At 71.3% G+C, this 19,151-nt stretch carries 19 protein-coding genes; 14 read left to right on the top strand and 5 right to left on the bottom strand.

The genetic code is table 11. From position 1 onward, the window contains the following. Positions 1-72: 72 nt before the first annotated feature. Genes OG729_RS06145 through OG729_RS06135 form a run of 3 tightly spaced genes read right to left on the bottom strand, consistent with a single transcriptional unit; the run spans position 73 to position 4,090 of the window. On the bottom strand, positions 73-1,428 hold the full coding sequence (locus tag OG729_RS06145; RefSeq protein ID WP_405804774.1) for a condensation domain-containing protein: 1,356 nt from the start codon (positions 1,426-1,428) through the stop codon (positions 73-75). Positions 1,429-1,431: 3 nt separating this feature from the next. Further along, on the bottom strand, positions 1,432-2,706 hold the full coding sequence (locus OG729_RS06140) for an MFS transporter (protein ID WP_405804773.1): 1,275 nt from the start codon (positions 2,704-2,706) through the stop codon (positions 1,432-1,434). A 1-nt stretch (position 2,707) separates the two neighbouring features. After that, entirely contained in the window at positions 2,708-4,090 is a 1,383-nt protein-coding gene (locus OG729_RS06135; RefSeq protein ID WP_405804771.1) for a hypothetical protein, read from the bottom strand. 286 nt (positions 4,091-4,376) lie between these two features. Between OG729_RS06135 and OG729_RS06130 the strand changes: the two genes are divergently transcribed. The 11 genes from OG729_RS06130 to OG729_RS06080 are packed head-to-tail and all read left to right on the top strand — an operon-like array spanning position 4,377 to position 14,104. After that, positions 4,377-5,630 carry an aldehyde dehydrogenase family protein gene (locus OG729_RS06130; protein ID WP_360881354.1) on the top strand — a complete coding sequence of 418 codons (1,254 nt, stop codon included), beginning with the start codon at positions 4,377-4,379 and terminating at the stop codon, positions 5,628-5,630. Between the two features lie 26 nt (positions 5,631-5,656). After that, positions 5,657-6,217 (top strand): hypothetical protein, encoded by a 561-nt coding sequence (locus OG729_RS06125; RefSeq protein WP_405804770.1) that lies wholly within the window; start codon positions 5,657-5,659, stop codon positions 6,215-6,217. Then, entirely contained in the window at positions 6,214-7,923 is a 1,710-nt protein-coding gene (locus OG729_RS06120) for a thiamine pyrophosphate-binding protein (protein ID WP_405804768.1), read from the top strand. The genes OG729_RS06125 and OG729_RS06120 overlap by 4 nt, the downstream gene beginning before the upstream one ends. Next, positions 7,920-9,314, top strand: coding sequence for a class I adenylate-forming enzyme family protein (locus OG729_RS06115; RefSeq protein ID WP_405804767.1), 1,395 nt, complete (start codon positions 7,920-7,922; stop codon positions 9,312-9,314). Before OG729_RS06120 ends, OG729_RS06115 begins: the two co-directional genes overlap by 4 nt. Next, complete coding sequence (locus OG729_RS06110) at positions 9,314-10,714, top strand: beta-ketoacyl synthase N-terminal-like domain-containing protein (protein WP_405804765.1); 1,401 nt, start codon at positions 9,314-9,316, stop codon at positions 10,712-10,714. The genes OG729_RS06115 and OG729_RS06110 overlap by 1 nt, the downstream gene beginning before the upstream one ends. Next, positions 10,711-11,937, top strand: coding sequence for a hypothetical protein (locus OG729_RS06105; RefSeq protein ID WP_405804764.1), 1,227 nt, complete (start codon positions 10,711-10,713; stop codon positions 11,935-11,937). The genes OG729_RS06110 and OG729_RS06105 overlap by 4 nt, the downstream gene beginning before the upstream one ends. After that, complete coding sequence (locus tag OG729_RS06100) at positions 11,916-12,254, top strand: TcmI family type II polyketide cyclase (protein ID WP_360881366.1); 339 nt, start codon at positions 11,916-11,918, stop codon at positions 12,252-12,254. The genes OG729_RS06105 and OG729_RS06100 overlap by 22 nt, the downstream gene beginning before the upstream one ends. Then, the gene (locus OG729_RS06095; protein WP_360881368.1) at positions 12,251-12,511 is read left to right on the top strand and encodes an acyl carrier protein; all 261 of its coding nucleotides are present in this window, start codon (positions 12,251-12,253) and stop codon (positions 12,509-12,511) included. Before OG729_RS06100 ends, OG729_RS06095 begins: the two co-directional genes overlap by 4 nt. Beyond that, on the top strand, positions 12,508-13,263 hold the full coding sequence (locus OG729_RS06090; RefSeq protein ID WP_360881370.1) for an SDR family oxidoreductase: 756 nt from the start codon (positions 12,508-12,510) through the stop codon (positions 13,261-13,263). The genes OG729_RS06095 and OG729_RS06090 overlap by 4 nt, the downstream gene beginning before the upstream one ends. Next, entirely contained in the window at positions 13,263-13,643 is a 381-nt protein-coding gene (locus OG729_RS06085; RefSeq protein WP_360881372.1) for a SchA/CurD-like domain-containing protein, read from the top strand. The genes OG729_RS06090 and OG729_RS06085 overlap by 1 nt, the downstream gene beginning before the upstream one ends. A gap of 5 nt (positions 13,644-13,648) precedes the next feature. Continuing rightward, positions 13,649-14,104 (top strand): anthrone oxygenase family protein, encoded by a 456-nt coding sequence (locus OG729_RS06080; protein ID WP_360881374.1) that lies wholly within the window; start codon positions 13,649-13,651, stop codon positions 14,102-14,104. Between the two features lie 58 nt (positions 14,105-14,162). Here OG729_RS06080 and OG729_RS06075 read toward each other — a convergent pair whose 3' ends face one another. Both OG729_RS06075 and OG729_RS06070 read right to left on the bottom strand, forming a co-directional pair. Beyond that, positions 14,163-15,590: a multicopper oxidase family protein gene (locus OG729_RS06075; RefSeq protein WP_405804762.1), complete on the bottom strand. Its 1,428-nt coding sequence runs from the start codon at positions 15,588-15,590 to the stop codon at positions 14,163-14,165. A 10-nt stretch (positions 15,591-15,600) separates the two neighbouring features. Further along, the gene (locus tag OG729_RS06070) at positions 15,601-15,990 is read right to left on the bottom strand and encodes a SchA/CurD-like domain-containing protein (RefSeq protein WP_360881378.1); all 390 of its coding nucleotides are present in this window, start codon (positions 15,988-15,990) and stop codon (positions 15,601-15,603) included. Between the two features lie 205 nt (positions 15,991-16,195). Between OG729_RS06070 and OG729_RS06065 the strand changes: the two genes are divergently transcribed. From OG729_RS06065 to OG729_RS06055, 3 genes are read left to right on the top strand one after another with little or no spacing between them, the layout of a single operon-like run. Beyond that, on the top strand, positions 16,196-16,630 hold the full coding sequence (locus OG729_RS06065) for a cupin domain-containing protein (RefSeq protein ID WP_360881380.1): 435 nt from the start codon (positions 16,196-16,198) through the stop codon (positions 16,628-16,630). Then, positions 16,627-17,904: a beta-ketoacyl-[acyl-carrier-protein] synthase family protein gene (locus tag OG729_RS06060; RefSeq protein WP_360881382.1), complete on the top strand. Its 1,278-nt coding sequence runs from the start codon at positions 16,627-16,629 to the stop codon at positions 17,902-17,904. The genes OG729_RS06065 and OG729_RS06060 overlap by 4 nt, the downstream gene beginning before the upstream one ends. A 3-nt stretch (positions 17,905-17,907) precedes the next feature. Next, a complete protein-coding gene (locus OG729_RS06055) occupies positions 17,908-19,140 on the top strand; it encodes a ketosynthase chain-length factor (protein WP_360881384.1) in 1,233 nt (410 codons plus the stop codon). Positions 19,141-19,151: the final 11 nt, after the last annotated feature.

Here is a 19,151-nt window from a genome sequence, read left to right as displayed (position 1 = left end):
TGACTCCTGATTCTGCTGTGTGAGGGAAGCGGTGGGTCTCGACGGCGCACGTCGGTGGCCGGCGCTGTCATGTCATGTCCAGTGCTGCCGGATCCGCCGGTACGCCTCGGCGAGCGGCAGGCCGGGCCGGGCGGCCGCGGTCCGCACCAGGCCGACGGCGGCGTCGAGGAACGGTGTGCCGTCCGCGAGGACGCGCGGGTCGTGCTCGATACGGAGGATCAGCGGTGCGTCCATGTCCTGGAGCAGCCGGACGCGCAGGGCGAAGCGGGCCGACTGGTCCTCGGGCTCCATTGCGGCGGCCAGTTCGGGTGGGCAGGGCAGGATCCGCAGCCCGGCGGCGGACAGCCGGCCCAGCGGCGGAAGGAAGTTGAATACGGCGATGCGTTGGGCGTCGCTTTCGGGCGTCTCCAGTTCCCGCAGCGAGAGTCCGTAGAAAGGGGGCGATGCGGCGTTGGCGCGTACGAAGGCCTCCAGCCACTCGCCGAGCAGCCATGTCTCCTGAGCCTCCTGAGCCGGTGGAACGGTGACGGCATGTTCGGCGAGGGGACCCGGGACGTTGAGCCAGCCGCGCCGGTGCCGGCCGTTGCGGAAGTAGTTGAGGGGCACGAACGGCGGCTCGGCATCCTCGCTCCAGGCGGAGACGACCAGCTGGGTCACGGCGAGCAGCAGCCGGTGGCGGTCGCTGCCCGCCGACTGGGCGAGCCGGTTGAGCACCGCGAGGTCCCCGTCATCGAGGGCGAGTTGGGCAGCGGCATCGGTGCTGTAGGACGTGACCTCGCTGTCCTTGGCGCCGGGGAAGCGCGGCCGCCGGCGTCGGTCCGCGGCCCGGCCCAGTGCTTCCTGCCAGTAGGCCCGGGCCGCCGACCGCTCGGCGGACGACGCGTCGAACTGCCGGGCAAAGGAGAGGAATGCGGGGAACGGGGCAGGAGCGACGGCAGGCTCTCCCGCCAGCGCCGCGTACCGATGCAGGAGATGCCGCAGGACAAGTACCAGCGTGCGCCCGTCCGCGCAGGAGTGGTCGAGGGCGATCAGCAGGAGATGCTCGTCCGGACCGGTCCGGGCCAGCAGAAAACGCGCGGCCGGATCCTCCTGGAGGTGGAACGACGCCTCGGCGGCTGCCCGCAGCCCGGCCCGGATCACCTGGCGCGCCGGACCCGGCTCAAGCTCCTCGAGACGGGCGGGCGGGCGGCTGCCGTCCGGCACCCAGCGCACCGTACCGCCGCCGCGTAGGCGCAGCCGCCCGCGCAGCACATCCACTCCCTCCGTCGCCTGCCGTACGGCACGGGCCAGCAGCGACGTGTCCAACGGGCCGCGCATCAGCAGGAGTTCATGGACGGGGGGATAGCGATGGCTCGTCGGATGCCCGTCGGGCCCGAACTGCGCGCGCAGCAGCATCTCCCGCTGCAACCCGTACGGCTCGGCATCCATCGGTTATCGCTCCTCGGCGATGACGGCAGCGGCGGGCTCCCGCTTCGGACTGGCCGCCCTGCCGCTCAGCAGCCCGGGCGCGAGCATCAGCGCGGGGCCGGCGATGACGACGGCGATCAGTGCGGCCAGGCTCGGCTCGCCGAAGCCGGTGAGCGCTCCCGAGGCCCAGACGCCCAGCACCAGGCAGGCATCGCACAGCGGGACGAGCAGCGCGAAGTAGCGGCCGGTCATCCGGGCCGCGAGTCGGCTCTGCACCTCGGCGTAGAAGACGACCGTGCCCACCGCCTCGAAGGCGCCCGCGAGCACCAGCACCCCGATCGCCGGGGCCGGGTGGTGAAGCAGCGGAAGCAGCAGCCAGCAGACTCCCTCGATCACATTCACCGTCATATAGACGGCGCCCTGCCGAAATCGCCCGAACATGGCGGCGAGGAATCCGCCGAGCGATGCCCCGAGCCCGATTCCCGCGGACAGATAGCCGAACATCCCCGGGATTTGTGAGTAATGGTGGAGTGCGTACAGCGGGAGAAAGAGTTTGCTGATTCCAAAGCCGAACATGTAGGTGAAGGAGGTGAGCGTCATCACCGCCAGGAAACGGTCCTTGGTGACGAGCCGGGTCAGCTCCCGTACGTTGTCGACGAACATCCGGCGCAGGGTGACGGCCACCAGCGCCGCACGGCCCGGCGGCGCAGAAGCGGCCGAAGTCCGGTCGTCCAGCGGCACGGGCGGGGGAGCGGGCATCCCGATCAGCAGCACGGCCGCGATCAGAGCGAAGGCCGCGTCCGTGAGAAACAGCAGGGAAAGCCCGAAGGGGACCAGCACACCGGCGACCGCCGGGCCGATCAGATTCGGCACCCGCTGCGCCGACACCAGCAGCGCGTTCCCGCGCAGCTCCGCCCCCTTGGGGACGGCGACCGTGCGCAGCGACATCCGGGCGGGCACCCCGAAGGCGTAGGCAACGCCGGAGGCGATGGCCAGCAGCTGGACCTGCCACAAGTCGTTCGCGGCCGCCAGCAGCGGGACCACCAGCGCCCCGCCGAGGGCACCTCCCATGGCATAGCGGCGCGGGTCCCCGCGGTCCACGAGGTCGCCGACCACCGCCCCGAACAGCACGTTCGGCAGCAGCTCCAGGGCGAGCGTGAGCGCCGCCTGAAGGCCGGAGCCGTACCGCTCGAGCACCAGCAGGGGCAGTCCGACGGCCGTCATGGTGGCGCCGAGCCGCAGGGTGAACAAGGACAGGGCCAGTCTGAGAAGCGGCCAGTTGCGCTGCGACCCCCGCATCTCAGGCCCAGGTGAGGACGGCGTTCTCGGTGGCGTTGTACTCACCGACGCTCACCTTTCCCTCGGCGCCGGACCCACCGTCCGGCAGGAACCGGGCCCAGCAGCCGCCCGCCCTGCCGTTGAAGAGCATGGGGCTGAGTACGGGCGAGACCTGCGTGGTCCAGGTCTGCTTGCCGTCGGTCATCTCCAACGGGCAGGAGACGGGCTCGACATACTCCTGCACGACGCTGTCTCCCGCCTCGAACGCGCTGCTGACAGCCGCCTCCCAGCTCTGCTCCGAGGTGTGGCGGCCGACCAGGACCTCGCGCCCCATCTGGCCGATGGCCCGCTTGAGCACGAATCGTTCGCGCTCGCGCAGGAGCAGTGCGGGCAGCTCGTGTTCGCCCTCCCGCCAGCCGGTGCGGCCGGGGATGGTGATGCGGGTCCACGGCAGGTGACGCTCGACAATGCGGCGCTCGGCGCGGGTCATCCAGGGGCGCCCCTCGGAGACCAGCGCCAATGCCTTCTTGTTCGCCAGCAGACCGCTGCTCTGCGGCGGCAGCAGCAGGAAGCCCGAGCGCTGTGACTGATGGACGGGATCCAGGCTGATGCCTCGCTCGCGCCAGTCGGGCAGGGCGAAGTCGCGCAGGCCGAGCGGATAGCGCAGGGCTCCCGGCCGGCCGAGCGCGTCGGGGAGCTGGTGCGGTTCGAAGAAGTCGGCGGTGAAGCCGCGGCGCCGGAACTGCTCGAGCGCGAGTTCATGGAAGCGGATGTCGGAGTCTTCGAGCAGATCACCCAGACTGCCGACGACGGCGACCGCCTTCGGCAGCTGACGCCGGGCACACACGTCCTCATAGGCGCGGACCCGGGCGATGAGCGGATCGGATCCCGTGAACGGCGTCCTGCCCGCCTCCTGGTGGGTCTGCTGCCAGACCGCGGCGAGCGCATGGGTCTCGCTGGGCCCGCCGAAGGTCCCGCTGACGTTGAACTCCAGCAGCTGCGGGCCCTGTTCGCCGATGACCAGGTCCGGGCGGGCCATCATGGCGCAGTACTCGGTCTCGGTGTTGTCCTGGCCCGACAGCAGGGGATAGTCGTCGGGGTCGGCGCCGAGCGCCACGGCGCGGGCGGGCCAGCTGCCGCCCTGGGCCAGCACGGCCCGGCGCACCAGTGACAGCAGCACCCGGCTGACGTCGAACAGCTCCTCGTAGGAGCGGCGCGGCAGGACGAACGGCTGCGCGGGAAGCGCCGGGCCGGGAAGCGAGACGCTCAGTCCGGCCATCTCCCGGCGCAGCAGCTCGGATATGCCGGCGCCGGACAGCCGCCGCAGGTCGGACGGGTCGGGCCGTCCCTCCTCCCGGAACCAGGGGTGCACGGTGGCGGCTGAGGGAGGAACGGTGCTGGTCATGATCGGCCTCCTTTATTCCAGGAGTCTTCGAGTCGAGGCTGAGCGCGCGGGTATTTCTATGAAGAGAATTCCAGGCCCGGAATTCTCTCTTCGGTTTCTGCTGGACACGCATTCGTAGGTCTGCTTACGCTGTCATTTATCGCTGCACCGGGCCGAGTTCCGGGCTCCAATGCCACGTGGCGGCAGGAAGAATAGTCGGACGGTCTCGAGAACTCCTGGAGGCCTTCGGCTGCCACCGGTTCCGTCGGCCCCGCCCGACACCCCAGTGCCGCGAGGAGACAGCTCGATGAGCCATCCGTCCATGCCAGTTCTGGAGTCGTTCACCCGTACCTGGCCCAACCTCGAAGCCGCGCACGAGAAGGCGATGAGGTCGGCCTCTGCCCTGCTGACCTCCCGCGACGAGGTGCTGTCGCTGCTCACAAAGGTCGCTACCTACAGCAGTGCGCGCGATGAACTACTGCGGTCCGTAGCGGCGTTGACCGGCGCGCCCTGGGAGCTGGCCCGCAACTGCCCGCCCCAGCTCTCCCGGCTCTCCGTGTTCCTGCCGTCGAACAACGTCCTCTACTCATATGCCCTGTTCGGCCTGATTCCGGCCCTCTACTGCGACGAGGTGGTCATCCGCCCCTCGGCCCGGATCAGGAACACCGCCTATGCCGTGCACAAGCTGATCAGCAGCCGTCTCGACCCGGATCTTGCCCAGCGGATCAAGGTGGTCGACGTCTCCCAGCGGCAGTTCAAGCCGATCTGCTCGGAGTCCGACGCGGTGGTCTTCACCGGTCAGCCCTCCAATGCCTACGACGTCATGAAGTCCGTCGGCGACCGGCCGCTGTTCCTGGTGATGGGCTCGGGCCCCAACCCCCTGGTCGTGGGCCCGCGCACCGATCCGGGCGCCGCCTGCAGGGCCATTCTGCGCGCCCGGCTCTACAACTCCGGTCAGGACTGCCTGTGCCCGGACGTCATCTTCGTGCACCGGCTGCGCCTCGACGCCGTTGTCGAGCAGCTGCGCGCCGAACTGTCCGTGCTGACCATCGGCGCGCGCAGCTGGCCGGACACCGTGCTGACCCCGCTGGCCTACGAAGACGCCGTGGAAGGCGCGGCGCAGTTCCTGTCCGAGCATGCCGACCATCTGGTCAGCGGTGGCGAAGTGGATCCGGACCGGATGCTGGTCGAGCCATCGCTGCTGGTCTTCCCGGAGGGCGTGGACTTCCATCCGCCGGAGCTCTTCTCACCCATCTTCTGCATCGTGCCCTACGAGGACCCGGAGATGCTCCGCGAATGGGCGCGCAGCCCCCAGGAGCTGGAGCGGGGCATGTACGTATCCGCGCTGGGCGAGCCGCGGCTGACGGGAGAGACCCTGGGCACCGGCGTGATCAGCCGCAACGCCACCACCCTGGACGCCGAGAACGGCAACCAGCCCTTCGGCGGGTACGGCGTGCACGCCAGCAGCATCCGGCGCGACGGGCGGCTGATCGGCCGGCCGCTGTTGCTGTCGGCGGAGGCCGGACTGCGGCAGTCGGTCATCACCGGGCCGCTGCGGTGAGCGTCGCGACGCGGCCGGACAGTGGGGTGGCAGGGTTCGCGCGGACGCTGGTCGCGGGCGCCGGGCGGCCGGGGCCGGGGACCGTACAGCTGGTCACGCGCGTCCTCGGCGCGCTGGTCGCGGAGCATGCTCCGCCACCGAGGGACGCACCCATCGTTCTTGCCGCGACCGACCACTGCCTGAGTGCCGTCGCCGAGTTCGTCGCCAAATGCGAGGACACCACGAGGCGACTGCGGCCGTCGGTGTCCCTCGCGTTGGAGCCCTCGCTGCTGCTCGGCCGCTTCACTATCGAGCAGCGGTGGGCGGCGCCGTGCTACGCGCTGGTGACGCCCGGCGGCGCCGGGGCGTCGGCGCTGGGCTGGGCGACGGCGGCCGTCGGCAGCGGCAGCGTGCCGGCCGCGGTGGTCTGCGAGGTCGTACACGGCCAACTGGCCGGACAGACAACCGTGTTGGCGGTCGCGGCGCTCATCGGCCCGGGCGGCGTCGGCACCAGCGGCGTACACGCCGTGACCGAAGGCCTCGATGCCGGCGCCTTCGACAGCGTGCTGCTGCGCGCAGCCCGCGGGGAGGAGGTGGGCGGCACATGAGCGGCATTCCCTCCGCGTGGCAGCAGGCCGCCGACTGCCTCGCCGAAGCGGGCTGCGAGACCGTCTTCGGCCTGCCCACCGACGAACCCGGGCTGCTGGACGCGGCCGACGCACACCCCAAGCTGCGTGCGGTAGGCGTACGAGGCCACCGCGCCGGGGCCTGCATGGCGATCGGACATGCGGTGGTCACCAGTCGGCCCGTCGTGCTCGCCCTCGGTGCCGGACCGCCGTTCGGCGACGCGGTCACCGCCCTGATCGAGGCCGACTCGGTCTGCGCCCCGATCGTCGTGGTGACCACCCGCATACCCGCCGACGGCCTTGGCCGCGGTGGCTTCCAGGATGTCGACCAGGCGGCCCTGGCCACCGCGTTCACCAGCACGTATCTGCGGGTCCAGGACGCGGGAACGCTGACCTGGGCGCTGCGCAGGGCCGTACATATGTCGCTGAACGGGCGGCCCGGAGTGAGCGTCGTGGAGGTCGCCCAGGAGGCAATTGAAGCAGCCGTCCCGGCCGTCGTCCCCGCCGACGGTCCTGCCGCCAACGGACCGGTACGCCGACTGCGGTCCGTTCCGGAAGAGCCCGAACTGCGCCGCGCCGCACGGCTCCTGGCCGCGGCCGAACGCCCACTGCTCCTCCTCGGCGGCGGCGCACGAGCGGCTGCGGCCGGACCCGCCGCCCTCGCACTGGCCGAGCGCTGGGGAGCCCCCGTGATGACGACGGCGGCGGGCCGCGGCACCGTGCCCGAGAACCATCCAATGGTGTGCGGCTCGGTCGGTCTGTACGCCACACCTCCACTGGACTCCGTCCAGTGCGGCGCGGACACCGTGCTCGCCGTCGGCAGCCGCATCGAGGAGACCGCCCGCATGGGCTGGGACACCCTTGAATCGGTGCGGCTCGTCCAGATCGACTGCGACCCGGCCGCATTCGGCGGGGGAGCGGCCGAGCCCGTGGCCGCGCTGCTCGGCGACGGGGAGGCGACCCTCGCCCGGCTCACCCCTCTGCTGCCGGAGCCGAGCCCGGAACGCACCGACTGGCTGCGGACCGTGGCACGTGCCCGCCGTACCGCGTGGCTGAGCTGGTCCGCCGACGGCGACCGCGCCGGATCTCCTGCCCGCACCGCGCTGCACGCGCTCGCCGAGCTCTTCCCCGACGCCACCACCGTCCACGACAACGGCATGAACGACATCTGGTCGTACCACTGGCCCGTCCACCAGGTCGGCCCGCGCGGGCGGACCGTGGTCCCCGGCGAACAGACGATGCTCGGCTTCGGCGCCGGTGCCGCGCCCGGGGTCGCGCTCGCCGCAGAGGGCCGCCCCACCGTGGTGGTGTGCGGCGACGGCGGGGTCGAGATGGGCCTGGACGCGCTGCCCACCGCCGCGGAACTCGGCCTGGGCATCGTCCTGGTCGTCTTCGACAACCAGGGCTACGGCTGGCCCCGGCTGCTCCGCCAGGAACTGGGCGCGCCCGCGGGACTCACGCGTTTCGCCCGGCCGCTGCCCGTGGACGACGTCGTATGCGGACTCGGCGGTCAGGCCGAGTCGCCGGACGGCGTCGACGAGATCCCGGCCGCGCTTCGGCGGGCCCGGGAGGCGGCGGCGTCCGGCCGTATCGCGCTGGTCCGGATCAGGGTGCCCGACGACGATGTGCCGCCCGGGATCAGGAGGTTGTTCCTGGCCGGGGGGCAAGCCCCGGGAGACGCGTCATGAACGCCGTGCCCGGCCCGCTCGTCATCGACGGGGACCTCATCACACCCACGGCGTTGCGCACCGCGGTCGAGCACACGGTTCGGGACCTGCGCCGTGAACTCGGCCCGGCGGGAGGCCGCGCGGTCGGTGTCGACGCGACGACCGGCCCCGCCGTGATCGTCACCGCCCTGGCCGCGGAACGGCTGCGCGTGCCGCTGTTCCTGCGCGGCCACTCCGCCGCCGCACAGAACTGGCCGCCGCAGGTCGGCGCGGTCGCCTCGCCCAACGGGTCGGAGCTCGCCCCCGCCATCCTGGCCACCGTGCCGCGGGACGCGTCTCAGATCGCCCCGGAGATCGCCCCGGAGATCGCCCCGGACACCGGCGCGGTGTTCTGGACCTCCGGCAGCTCCGGCGCGGCCAAGGCGGTCGAGCTCTCCAGGTCCGCCCTCGACTACCAGGCCGAGGCGACCGCCCGCCACCTCGGGATCGACGGTGACGACGCACTGCTGCTGCCGCTTCCGCTCAACCATGCCTACGGATTCAGTGTGTTCGGGATCTGGCGGCGCCTGGGCGGGGAGCTCAATGTGCACACCCTGCTGCGCCCGGAGGCGGTTTCCGCGGATGTGAAGGGACGCCGTACGACATCGGTGGACGGGGTGCCGTTCCTCTACACGCTGCTCGCCAGGGCCGCGGAGGCCGATCCCGTACTGCGGGCGGCGCTCGCCCGGTTGAAGGTGCGCGGGTGCGGTGGGGCGGTGCTGCCGGGCACCGTCTGCGCCCACTTCCTCGACGTCGTCGGGGCTCCGGTGCACGACGGCTACGGACTGACCGAGGCGGGCCCCAATGTGGCTCTCTCCTCGGCCGCGCACTGCCGCACCGGCACGGTCGGCAGACCGCTGGCCGGCACGGATGTACGGATCGCTCCGGGCACCGGCGAAGTGCTGGTACGCGGGCCGGGGTTGCTGACCGGGTACCTCGGCCGCCCGGACGCCACCCGGGACGCGCTGCCCGGCGACGGCTGGCTGCGCACCGGGGACACCGGCGCGCTCGACGCCGACGGATTCCTGCGGGTGCTGGGCAGGCTGAAGGACATCATCATCGTCCTCGGCGAGAACCATGCGCCGGCCACGATCGAGGACGTGCTGCGCGCGGACGAACAGGTCGCGGACGCGGTGGTGGTGGGCGTCCCCACGCAAAAGGCGCACGGCGACGCGGTGTTCGCCTTCGTGGAGGCGGCGGACCCGCACCGCCCGCCGAGCGAGAAGGCCCTGCGCACCCGCTGCTACCAGGGCCTGCCGCCGCTGCTGCGACCGCGCTTCATCCGGGTAGGTGCCCTGCCGAGGCTGCCGGGCGGCAAGGCCGACCGCCAGCGCTTGCGGAGGCTGGCCGCGACGTCGGGAGGACAGCGCTGATGTCTGTCGTGATCACCGGGATGGGCCTGATCACTGCGTACGGCTGGGGAGTCGACGCGTACTGGGCCGGCCTGCTGGCGGGTTCCTGCGCCCTGCGCCCGCATCCCGCACTGGCGGCGGAGGGCTTTGCGCACACGGTGACGGGGGTGGTCGACGCGGTGGCGCCCCCTGGCACGTCGCGGCGCAGCCGGCTCGCGCGGGCCGCGGCGGCGGAGGCCCTGAGCCAAGCCGCGCTCTTCGGCCCCGGTGGCGCGGGGGCGCCTGCGGCGGGCCTGTTCCCCACCCCGCCCCTTCCCGAACTGGGGGCAAGCCCCAGGCCCGCCCCCTACGCCCTGCGGGCGTGTCCTCAATCGCCGGACGGGCTTGATATGCCCGGGCATATCAAGCCCCGCCGGCGATTGAGGCGCGGGGTCCGGGGCGGAGCCCCAGATACGGGATGGGGGTACCTCCCAGGCGAAGCTCTGGGGGAGGGCGGGGTGGGGGCAAAATCCGCCGCACCCGGCCCTGCCCCCCGCGCCCTCGTCGTACTCGTGGGACAGACCCCCCACGCCGACCCGGGCAGCGCGCCCCGCTGGGGGAGCCATGACCTCTCCGGACCGCGTGCCGACGACCTCCCCGGCATCGGCCCCGGCGCAGAGACCGTCTACCTCTCCCAGGCCTGCGCCTCCCTCTCCTTCGCCCTCGACTACGCCCGCACCTGGCTCCGCTCCGGCTGCGGCACCACCGCCCTCGTCGTCGGCACCTCCGTACTCAACGGCTACGAATACGCCGGCATGGCCATCACCGGCGCCCTCAGCCCCACCGGCGCCCGGCCCTTCGACGTGGCGCGGGACGGCACCAGCCTCGGTGAGGGCGCGGGGGCGCTCGTGCTGGAGACAGCGGACGCGGCCCGGGGCCGTGGAGTGCGGCCCCTCGCCGTGCTCGCCGGCGCCGCCGCCCGTGTGAACGGCCGTAGCCCTGCCGCCTCGGACGAGGGAGCCATCGCCGACTGCATCAGCGCCGCACTCGACGATGCCGGGCTCGACAGCGTCCAATACATCCACGCCCACGCCACCGGCACCGTCCAGGGCGACACCGTCGAGCTCGCCGCGCTGGATGCCATAGGGGCCGAGCGCGGCTGGGACGCCGTCCCCGTCAGCGGCCACAAGGGCGGCATCGGCCACCTCATGCACGCATCGTCCGCCCCCGGCATCGCCGCCGCCCTCGGCTGTCTGCGTACCGGCGGTGCCCCCGGCACGCCCGGTCTCGGCTCTGCCGAGTCCACCGGCCGGACCCTGCGACTGCTCACGGCCGCCGAGCAGTTGAACGACGCGCCCCGCAGCGTCCTCGTCAACAGCTTGGGCTTCGCCGGAAACAACTCCTCCCTCGTCCTGACCGCACCGGATGGGAGCACTTCATGATCCGCACGCTCCGCGCCCGCGTCGACTACGGCTGGCGGCACAGCCCGCAGCCATACGTCGCCCGGCTGCGCCTCCTGCTCGACGGAGAGCTGCGGGCCGCGTTCCCGGGCCGACCCGTGCACACCGGACCCGTGCACACCGCAGGCGGGCTGCGCCTCACGTACACAGGCCCGTACGAGATCGGCAAGGGAATGCTCGCCCAGGTGGCGCGTCACCCGGACTCCGACGCGGGAAACAGCCCAAGGGCCACCGGCGCCGATCTCGAACTCTTCGCCGCCTCCGCCCGCAGACTCGCCGCTCTGCCCTCGGCCCGCACGCTGCAACTGCCGCCCAGGGTCCATCAGATCGTACGGATACGCGAAGACCTCGAGACGACTCTGGGTGGCAGATGCCGACGCGAGCGGCAGCGCTTCAACCGCAACCGCCGCAAGGAGCTGTGGACGTGGGAGCACTCCGAGGCGGCCGAGGACGTGGAGTTCTTCCACCGCAGGATGCACGTTCCCACGGTCCGGGCGCGGCACGGCGCGGATGCCGTGAGCGAGCCGCTGACCGTGGCCCGGGAGTGCCTGTTCAAACAGGGGCATCTGTTCTTCATCCGGGCGGGCGGGCCGGACGGCGAGCGGATCGCCGGAACCCTCTGTCGCTGGGACGCGCGCCGCCGGACTCTGACCTACCGGCTCGTCGGCATCCTCGACGGTGACCATGCCCTCCGGCTGGCCGGCGCCCTGACCGCGCTGCAGTTCTTCGTCTTCGAATGGGCCGCACGGCACGGCGTCTCGACAGTGGACCTCGGTGGCGGCGCCCCCTTCCTCAGCCGCGGCATCGTCCAGCAGAAAATGCGGCTCGGCGCCGAAATGGCCGTCGCCCCCGTCCCCGTACGACATCTGCGGATGCGGTTGCGTGTTGCGCGGGACACCGAGGGGGTACGTGACTTCCTGGTCGCCAATCCGCTCCTCGCCACCACCCCCGGCGGAGGGCTGGAAGCCGTCTACTTCCACGACCGCACGCGGCCGATCCGCGACGACGTGGCGTGGCGCAGCCCGGGCGTGGACCGCCTGCGCATCGTCGACCTCGATGAATTCCTCGACCGGCAGGTCAAGTTGGACGGTGGATCGAGCAGAGCTCCAGCGCTGCCTGTCACGGTTGGGACGAGCCCGCCAACCGCAGGGCTTCTCAGCACATTCCACGAAGGAGGCCGACGGTGGCACACCGGACGCTCATAGTGGCTCGGATGGAGCCGGGCAAGGCCGGCGACATCGCCAAGATCTTCGAGGAGTCGGACTCGAGCGAGCTGCCCCACATGATCGGTGTGACGAGGCGGTCGCTGTTCACCTTCCACGATCTCTATTTCCATCTGGTCGAGGCGGACGAGGACATCAGCCCGCGGCTGTACCAGGCTCGCAGCCACCCGCTCTACGACGACATCAACACCCGGCTCGCCGAGTGCGTTTCGCCGTACGACCCGAACTGGCAGGAGCCCAAGGACGCGATGGCGCAGTCCTTCTACATCTGGACCAAGGAAGGAGGGCGAATCCAGTGAGCGAATTCACCCTGCCGGAGCTCGCCGACAAGCTTCGCGAATGCGCCGGTGAGTCCGAGGGCATCGACCTCGACAGCGACGCGGTGCTGGACGTCCCGTTCATCGACCTCGGCTACGACTCCCTCGCGCTGCTCCAGGTGACCGGAGTCATCAAGCGCGAGCGCGGCGTCGACCTCTCCGACGACGCCGTGGTGGAGGCCGAGACCCCGCGCCTCCTGCTCAAGATGATCAATGCCAACCTCCCCGAGGCGGCATGAGCACGGAAGATGCCCTCACCTCGGGTCTGGCCGGCAAGCGCGTGCTCATCACCGGCGGCACCCGCGGCATCGGACGGGCGTCGGCTCTGGCCTTCGCCCGTGCCGGGGCACAGGTGGTGGCGGGACACAGCAAGGACGGCGAGGCCGCCCAGTCGCTCGCGCGGGACCTGGGCGAGCTGGGCGCCGGCCATCTGACCGTGCGGGCGGACGTCACCACCGCTGACGGCGCCAGGAAGCTCGCCGGGGCCTGCGAGGAGCAGCTCGGCGGGCTCGACGTACTGGTGAACAACGTCGGCATCGACGGGCACGCGAAGTTCGGCGATCTCGAAGCGGCGGAGTGGCAGCGGCTGTTCGACCACAACGTCACCTCGGCGTATCTGGTCACCCAGGCAGTGCTCGACCTGCTCTCCGAGGGCGCGTCCGTCATCAACATCGGTGCCTCGGTCGCCCTGCGCGGCCGGCCGTTCAGTGCCCACTACTCGGCCTCCAAGGCGGCCCTCGTCGGCTTCGGACGGGCGCTGTGCAAGGAGCTCGGGCCGCGCGGCATCCGGGTCAACACCGTGGCCCCGGGCGTCACCGAGAGCGAGACCGGCGGAGATCTGCCGCCGCACCTGCGGGAGCGGATCGCCGCGATGACCGCCCTGGGCCGGCTCGGCCGGCCCGAGGACGTGGCCGGGACGGTGCTGTTCCTGGCGGGGGACGCCTCCCGCTACGTCTCCGGTGCCACGATCACCGTCGATGGAGGAATCTGATGCCGTACGCAGCGATCACCTACCGGGTCAAGCCCGGCCACGAGGACGAGATCGCCGAGATATTCGCCAAGTTCACCCGCGTCGACACCCCCGACTTCAAGGGTGCGGACGGCTCGGCCGCCGGGCGTCTGCTGGGCACCGGCGTCTTCATCAAGGACGACGTGATGGTCCGCGTCATCCACTACGAGGGCGACTTCGCGGCCGTCGGCCGGCACATGGCCACGCAGCAGGGCGTGCACATCCTGGAGGAGAAGCTGCAGCCGTATCTGGCCGAGGAGCGGGACACCAGCTCGCCGGCGGCCTTCGCGGCGTACTTCCGCAACGCCACCATGCGCTCCATCGCCCAGCTCACCGTCGACTCCCACCCGGCCGGGGCCTGAGCGCCATGACCGAGGTGCTGGGGATAGCTGTTCTCCTCGGCAGTGGTGTCACCGCGGGGGTGCTGTTCGCCGTCGCGCTCAGCGTGCTTCCCGCGCTCTTCGCGATGGAAACGGGCACTTATGTGTACGCGCACAAACTGCTGGGCCGCAACTGGGACCCGACCATGCCGGTCGTCGTCCTCACCTCCACGCTGCTCGCCGCGGTCCTCGCCCTGACCGCCGACGACGGCGCGGCCCAGGCGCTGTTCGCCGCCGCCGCGGTGCTGCTGCTGGGTGTTTCCGCCGTGTCCCACCTGTGCAATGTGCCGATCAACCGGCGGGTCAAGTCCGTGGAGAACCCGGACGAGCTGCCCGCCGACTGGGAGGACCCGCGCCCGCTGTGGCGGCGCTGGCATCTCCTTCGTACCCTGCTTGCGGTCCTCGCCCTGGCGCTCAACGCGGCGGCGGTCACCGCCCTCTGACACCACAAGGCCCGGTACGGAAGTCCCCACCGGGGGCTGCCGTACCGGGCCTGCTTCCTTACTTCACGATCTCCATCTGGCCCATCATGCCCATCATCTGATGGCCCAGCATGTGGCAGTGGTACATGTACGGGCCGGTGTAGTCCGTGAACCGCAGCATGATCTCCGCGGACTGGCCGGCCATCACCGTGATGGTGTCTTTCAGGCCCGCCTCGCCCGGCGCCGGTGCCCGGCCGTCCCGGCTCACCACCCGGAAGTGCTCCAGATGCGGGTGGAGCGAGTGCGGAATACCCAGGGTGTCGGAGTTGCGGATCGTCCACACCTCGGTGACGTCCAGCCGGGGACGGATGTCGATCCGGTTGATGTCGAACGGCTTGCCGTTGATGAGGTGCTGGCCGCTCGCCGGGTCGAAGGCGACGTGGAACTCCCGCCGCACCTGCGCTGTTCCCAGGTCCGGCACCGGGCGCAGCGTGGCCGGCACGGAGCTCGCGTCGGGTGCCGTACGCACCACGTCGAACCGCATCACCTCCGGGGTCTCCCCCTCGAAGGCGGCCAGGTTCTCCAGCACCAGCTTGGTGCCGACCGGGTAGCGGGAGAAGTCGACGACGATCTCGTTCCGCTCGCCCGGCCACAGCGCCAGCGCACCGGTGGGCGCCGGGGCAGGCAGCAGGCCGCCGTCCGTCGCGATCTGCACCAGCTCCGCGCCGCCCTGGGTGCCGTCGTTGAGGCGGAGGAAGAAGCCCCGCTCATTGGCGGTGTTCACCAGACGCAGCCGGTACTTGCGGGCCGCCACCTCGAAGTACGGCTTGGGGCGCCCGTTGACGAGGATCGTCGGCCGGTCCTCCGGCTTGTGCATGTCGTAGACGAATGCGCCGTTGTCGTCGAACTTCGCGTCACGCAGCTGCAGCACCACGTCGTACTGCCCCTTCGGGAGCGGCAGTGCCTCCTCGAATCGGTCGGTGAGCAGATAGGTCGCCGACAGACCGCGGTAGATGTTCTCCGCGTGCGCGTGGTGGGTGTGGTCGTGCATCCACAGCGTCGAGGCCCGCTGGGTGTTGGGGTAGTAGTAGCTGCGCCGGCCGCCCGGTCGGATCTGGTCCTTGGGGTGGCCGTCGGAGCGCACCGGCACATGTCCGCCGTGCAGATGCAGCGCGAACGGGTCGGCCAGCTCATTGCTCAGCTCGACCAGGACGGGACGGTCCCGGTGGGCCACGATCAGCGGCGCGAGCACGCCGTTGAAACCGCGGATCCGCGTGCGGGTGCCCGGCAGGATCGTCGCATCCCCTTCCCGCGTCTGAAGCCGGTACAGGTCGTGGCCGGGCAGCCGGGTCGGCCGCAGCCGTTTCGGCACCGCCAGCGGGACGGTGAACGGGGCGGTGGCCGCCTCTGCCCTGCTGGGCCGTCCAGCGACGATCAGCCCGGCGGGTGCGGCGACCAGCAGCCCCACGGCCGCGCCTCTTCTCAGTAACTGTCTGCGGTTGAGCACGAATTCTCCCTCAGTTCGCCGACTGTGCCGCCGCCGCGTCGCGTACGGACATCTGGGCCATACAGGTGAGCAGGGACCGCTTGAAGGTGGCCACGAAGCCCTCGACCGTGCCGGTGTCCCGGGGCCGGGTCAGATAGGGGGCGAGCTTCTCCTCGACCTCCTTGACGCCGGGCTGGGTGGCCATGTGCCGCGCGATGGCGTCGAGGTCGCCCTCGTACTCGATGACGCGGACCATGGTGTCGTCGCGGATGAAGACGGCGGTGGCGAGAATGCGCGCCGTCTCGCCGCCCCCCGCGCCCTTGACGACGGGGGAGCCCACCCGGCGGAAATTGCCGAAGATCTCGCTGATCTCCTTCTCGTAACCGGCCTTGATGTCATACGTGATCGCGGCGAACGGCATGCCAGCTCCTTCAGATGGGCGAAGTCTTGCCTCGCCAATACGCCGCATCCCACTCGCCATGTACTTGAGCGCCGGTACACCACTCTCCCGGCCGATTCCAAGCCGCTCATCGGGTGGTTTTTCCGTCAACGCGTGTTCGAGCCGCCTTCTAGGCACGGCTGAGAACGTGCTGGCGCTGAAGAAGAGGCTGTTGAGGAGGCGGGCAGTGACCACCGAGATCACGCGGACCGTCCGGGTTCACGCCGATGAAGTCGAGCACAACACTCGGCGCGGCGGCGATATCCGGACGACGCTCAGCCCCAAGACCGTGGGGTGCACCTCCGGTTTCGGCGGAGTGCTGAGCCTGGAACCGGGCGACTTCATCACCACGCACTACCACCCGTACTCCGAGGAGTTCCTGCACGTCGTCACCGGCGAGCTGGAGATGACGCTGGACGGTACGCCGGTCAGCCTCGGCCCGGGCGACTCGCTGCTGGTGCCCATCGGAGTACGTCATCGACTTGTCAACACGGGTAAGGAGACCGCTCACGCGGCCTTCCATCTCTCCCCGCTGGCCCCGCGTCCCGAACTGGGACACGTGGACATCGAGGAGGTCCAGCGGCCGCAGGAGCCCAATCCGCAGGTGGGCGGTGCCGCGTGAGCCGCAAGGCCGTCATCACCGGCATCGGGGTGGTGGCGCCCGGCGGGGTGGGCCGGGAGGCCTTCTGGGACCTGCTGTCCGCCGGCCGCACCGCGACCCGCCGCATATCGCTCTTCGACCCCTCGTCCTTCCGGTCCCAGGTGGCCGCCGAGGCCGACTTCGACCCGGTCGAGGCCGGCCTGTCCCCGCGCCAGGTACGACGGATGGACCGGGCCGCGCAGTTCGCGGTGTTCAGCGCGCGCGAGGCGGTCGACGACAGCGGCTACGACTTCGCGAACACGCCGCCCGAGCGGATCGGCGTCAGCATCGGCAGCGCCGTCGGCTGCACCACCGGGCTTGAGGAGGAGTACGTTCTGCTCAGCGACGCCGGCAAGCACTGGCTGGTGGACCACACCTATGGCGTGCCGCATCTGTACGGCTACATGGTGCCCAGCACTCTCGCGGTGGAAGTGGCGTGGGAGGTGGGCGCCGAGGGGCCCGTCGCGCTGATCTCCACCGGCTGCACCTCAGGTCTCGACTCCATCGGCCACGGCGCGCAGCTGATCGAGGAGGGTTCCGCCGACGTGGTGCTCGCGGGCGCCACCGACGCACCGCTCTCGCCGATCACCTCGGCCTGTTTCGATGCCATCAAGGCCACCTCGCCCAGCAACGACGACCCCGAGCACGCCTCGCGGCCGTTCGATCAGAACCGGGACGGCTTCGTCCTCGCCGAGGGCTCGGCCGTGCTGGTCCTGGAGGAGAAGGAGGCCGCCGAACGGCGCGGCGCCCGGATCTACGGCGAGCTCGTCGGCTTCGCCAGCCGCAGCAACGCCTTCCACATGACGGGCCTGAAGGCGAACGGCCGGGAGATGGCCGAGGCGATCCAAGTGGCGCTCGACCAGGCCAGGCTCGCCCCCACCGCCGTGGACTACATCAACGCCCACGGCTCCGGCACCAAGCAGAACGACCGGCACGAGACCGCCGCCTTCAAGCGCTCGCTCGGCGAGCACGCCTACGACGTCCCGGTCAGCTCGATCAAGTCGATGGTGGGCCACTCGCTGGGCGCCATCGGCTCCATCGAGGTCGCCGCCTGCGCCCTGGCGCTCGACCGCCAGGTGGTGCCGCCCACCGCCAATCTGCACACCTCCGACCCCGAGTGCGATCTGGACTATGTGCCGGTGACCGCTCGCGAGCACCGGATGGACGTGGTGCTCAGCGTCGGCAGCGGCTTCGGCGGCTTCCAGAGCGCGATGCTGCTGGCCCGCCCGGGTGTGGTCCGAAACGGGAGGAGCTAGACGGTGAGTACCACCGCTGCACAGGCACCGGTCGTCACCGGCCTCGGTGTCGTCGCGCCGACCGGGCTCTCCGCCGAGGCCCACTGGGCCGCCGTACTCGCCGGGAAGACGGCCATCGGACGGATCAGCCGCTTCGACCCGTCGACCTACCCGGTACGGCTCGCGGGCGAGGTGCCCAGCTTCGTCACCAAGGAGCAGGTGCCCAGCCGGCTGATCCAGCAGACCGACCGCTGGACCCATCTGGGGCTCGCCGCGGCCGAGGCGGCGATCAACGACGCCGATGTGCACCCGGCCGAACTGCCCGAGTACGAACTGGCCGTGGTGACCGCGAGCTCGTCGGGCGGCACCGAGTTCGGCCAGCACGAGATGGAGAACCTCTACCAGCACGCCCCGGACTGGGTCGGCGCCTATCAGTCGATCGCCTGGTTCTACGCGGCGACGACCGGCCAGGTCTCCATCCGGCACGGACTGCGCGGCCCCTGCGGAGTGATCTGCAGCGAACAGGCCGGCGGTCTGGACGCCATCGGCCAGGCCAGGCGGCTGATCCGGGGCGGCTCGCGGCTCGTGGTGACCGGCGGGACCGACGCGTCGCTGTGCCCGTACGGACTGACCGCCCAGCTCTCGACGGGCCGGCTGTCCACCGTGCAGGACCCGGCCCGCGCCTATCTGCCGTTCGACTCCGAGGCATCGGGCTATCTGCCCGGCGAGGGCGGCGCGATGCTGCTCGTCGAGAGCGCGGAGGCCGCCGAGGCCCGCGGCGCGCAGCAGATCTACGGCCGGGTGCTCGGCTATGCGGCCGGCTTCGACCCTCCGCCGGGATCGGAGCGCCCGCCGTCGCTGCGCCGTACGATCACCGCCGCGCTCGCGGACGCGGAGCTCGAACCCGGCGACGTGGACGTCGTCTTCGCAGACGCGTTCGGCGTGCCCACCGAGGACCTCGCCGAGGCCGAGGCGCTCGCCGCGGTCTTCGGCCCGCGCGGCGTCCCGGTGACCGCACCCAAGACACTGACCGGGCGGCTGTACGGCGGCGGAGCCGCACTCGACGTCGCCACCGCACTGCTCGCCCTGCGCGACCGGATCGTCCCGCACACCGTGGGGCCCACCGCCCCGGCGCCCGGCATCGAGATCGACCTGGTGCTCGGTGAACCGCGCCGACAGGAGCTGCACACCGCGCTCGTCGTCGCCCGCGGCCACGGCGGCTTCAACGCCGCGCTGGTCCTCGGGCGGGCGGACTGACACACCGGCCG

This window comes from Streptomyces sp. NBC_00210 (assembly GCF_045160975.1).
Classification (GTDB): Bacteria; Actinomycetota; Actinomycetes; order Streptomycetales; family Streptomycetaceae; genus Streptomyces.
This window is presented reverse-complemented; position numbering and strand designations above follow the sequence as displayed.

Excerpts from the sequence above, each read along its gene's own strand:
- OG729_RS06145 (WP_405804774.1), bottom strand. The coding sequence starts at position 1,428 with ATGGATGCCGAGCCGTACGGGTTGCAGCGGGAGATGCTGCTGCGCGCG.
- OG729_RS06140 (WP_405804773.1), bottom strand. The coding sequence starts at position 2,706 with ATGCGGGGGTCGCAGCGCAACTGGCCGCTTCTCAGACTGGCCCTGTCC.
- OG729_RS06135 (WP_405804771.1), bottom strand. The coding sequence starts at position 4,090 with ATGACCAGCACCGTTCCTCCCTCAGCCGCCACCGTGCACCCCTGGTTC.
- OG729_RS06130 (WP_360881354.1), top strand. The coding sequence starts at position 4,377 with ATGAGCCATCCGTCCATGCCAGTTCTGGAGTCGTTCACCCGTACCTGG.
- OG729_RS06120 (WP_405804768.1), top strand. The coding sequence starts at position 6,214 with ATGAGCGGCATTCCCTCCGCGTGGCAGCAGGCCGCCGACTGCCTCGCC.
- OG729_RS06115 (WP_405804767.1), top strand. The coding sequence starts at position 7,920 with ATGAACGCCGTGCCCGGCCCGCTCGTCATCGACGGGGACCTCATCACA.
- OG729_RS06110 (WP_405804765.1), top strand. The coding sequence starts at position 9,314 with ATGTCTGTCGTGATCACCGGGATGGGCCTGATCACTGCGTACGGCTGG.
- OG729_RS06105 (WP_405804764.1), top strand. The coding sequence starts at position 10,711 with ATGATCCGCACGCTCCGCGCCCGCGTCGACTACGGCTGGCGGCACAGC.
- OG729_RS06090 (WP_360881370.1), top strand. The coding sequence starts at position 12,508 with ATGAGCACGGAAGATGCCCTCACCTCGGGTCTGGCCGGCAAGCGCGTG.
- OG729_RS06085 (WP_360881372.1), top strand. The coding sequence starts at position 13,263 with ATGCCGTACGCAGCGATCACCTACCGGGTCAAGCCCGGCCACGAGGAC.
- OG729_RS06080 (WP_360881374.1), top strand. The coding sequence starts at position 13,649 with ATGACCGAGGTGCTGGGGATAGCTGTTCTCCTCGGCAGTGGTGTCACC.
- OG729_RS06070 (WP_360881378.1), bottom strand. The coding sequence starts at position 15,990 with ATGCCGTTCGCCGCGATCACGTATGACATCAAGGCCGGTTACGAGAAG.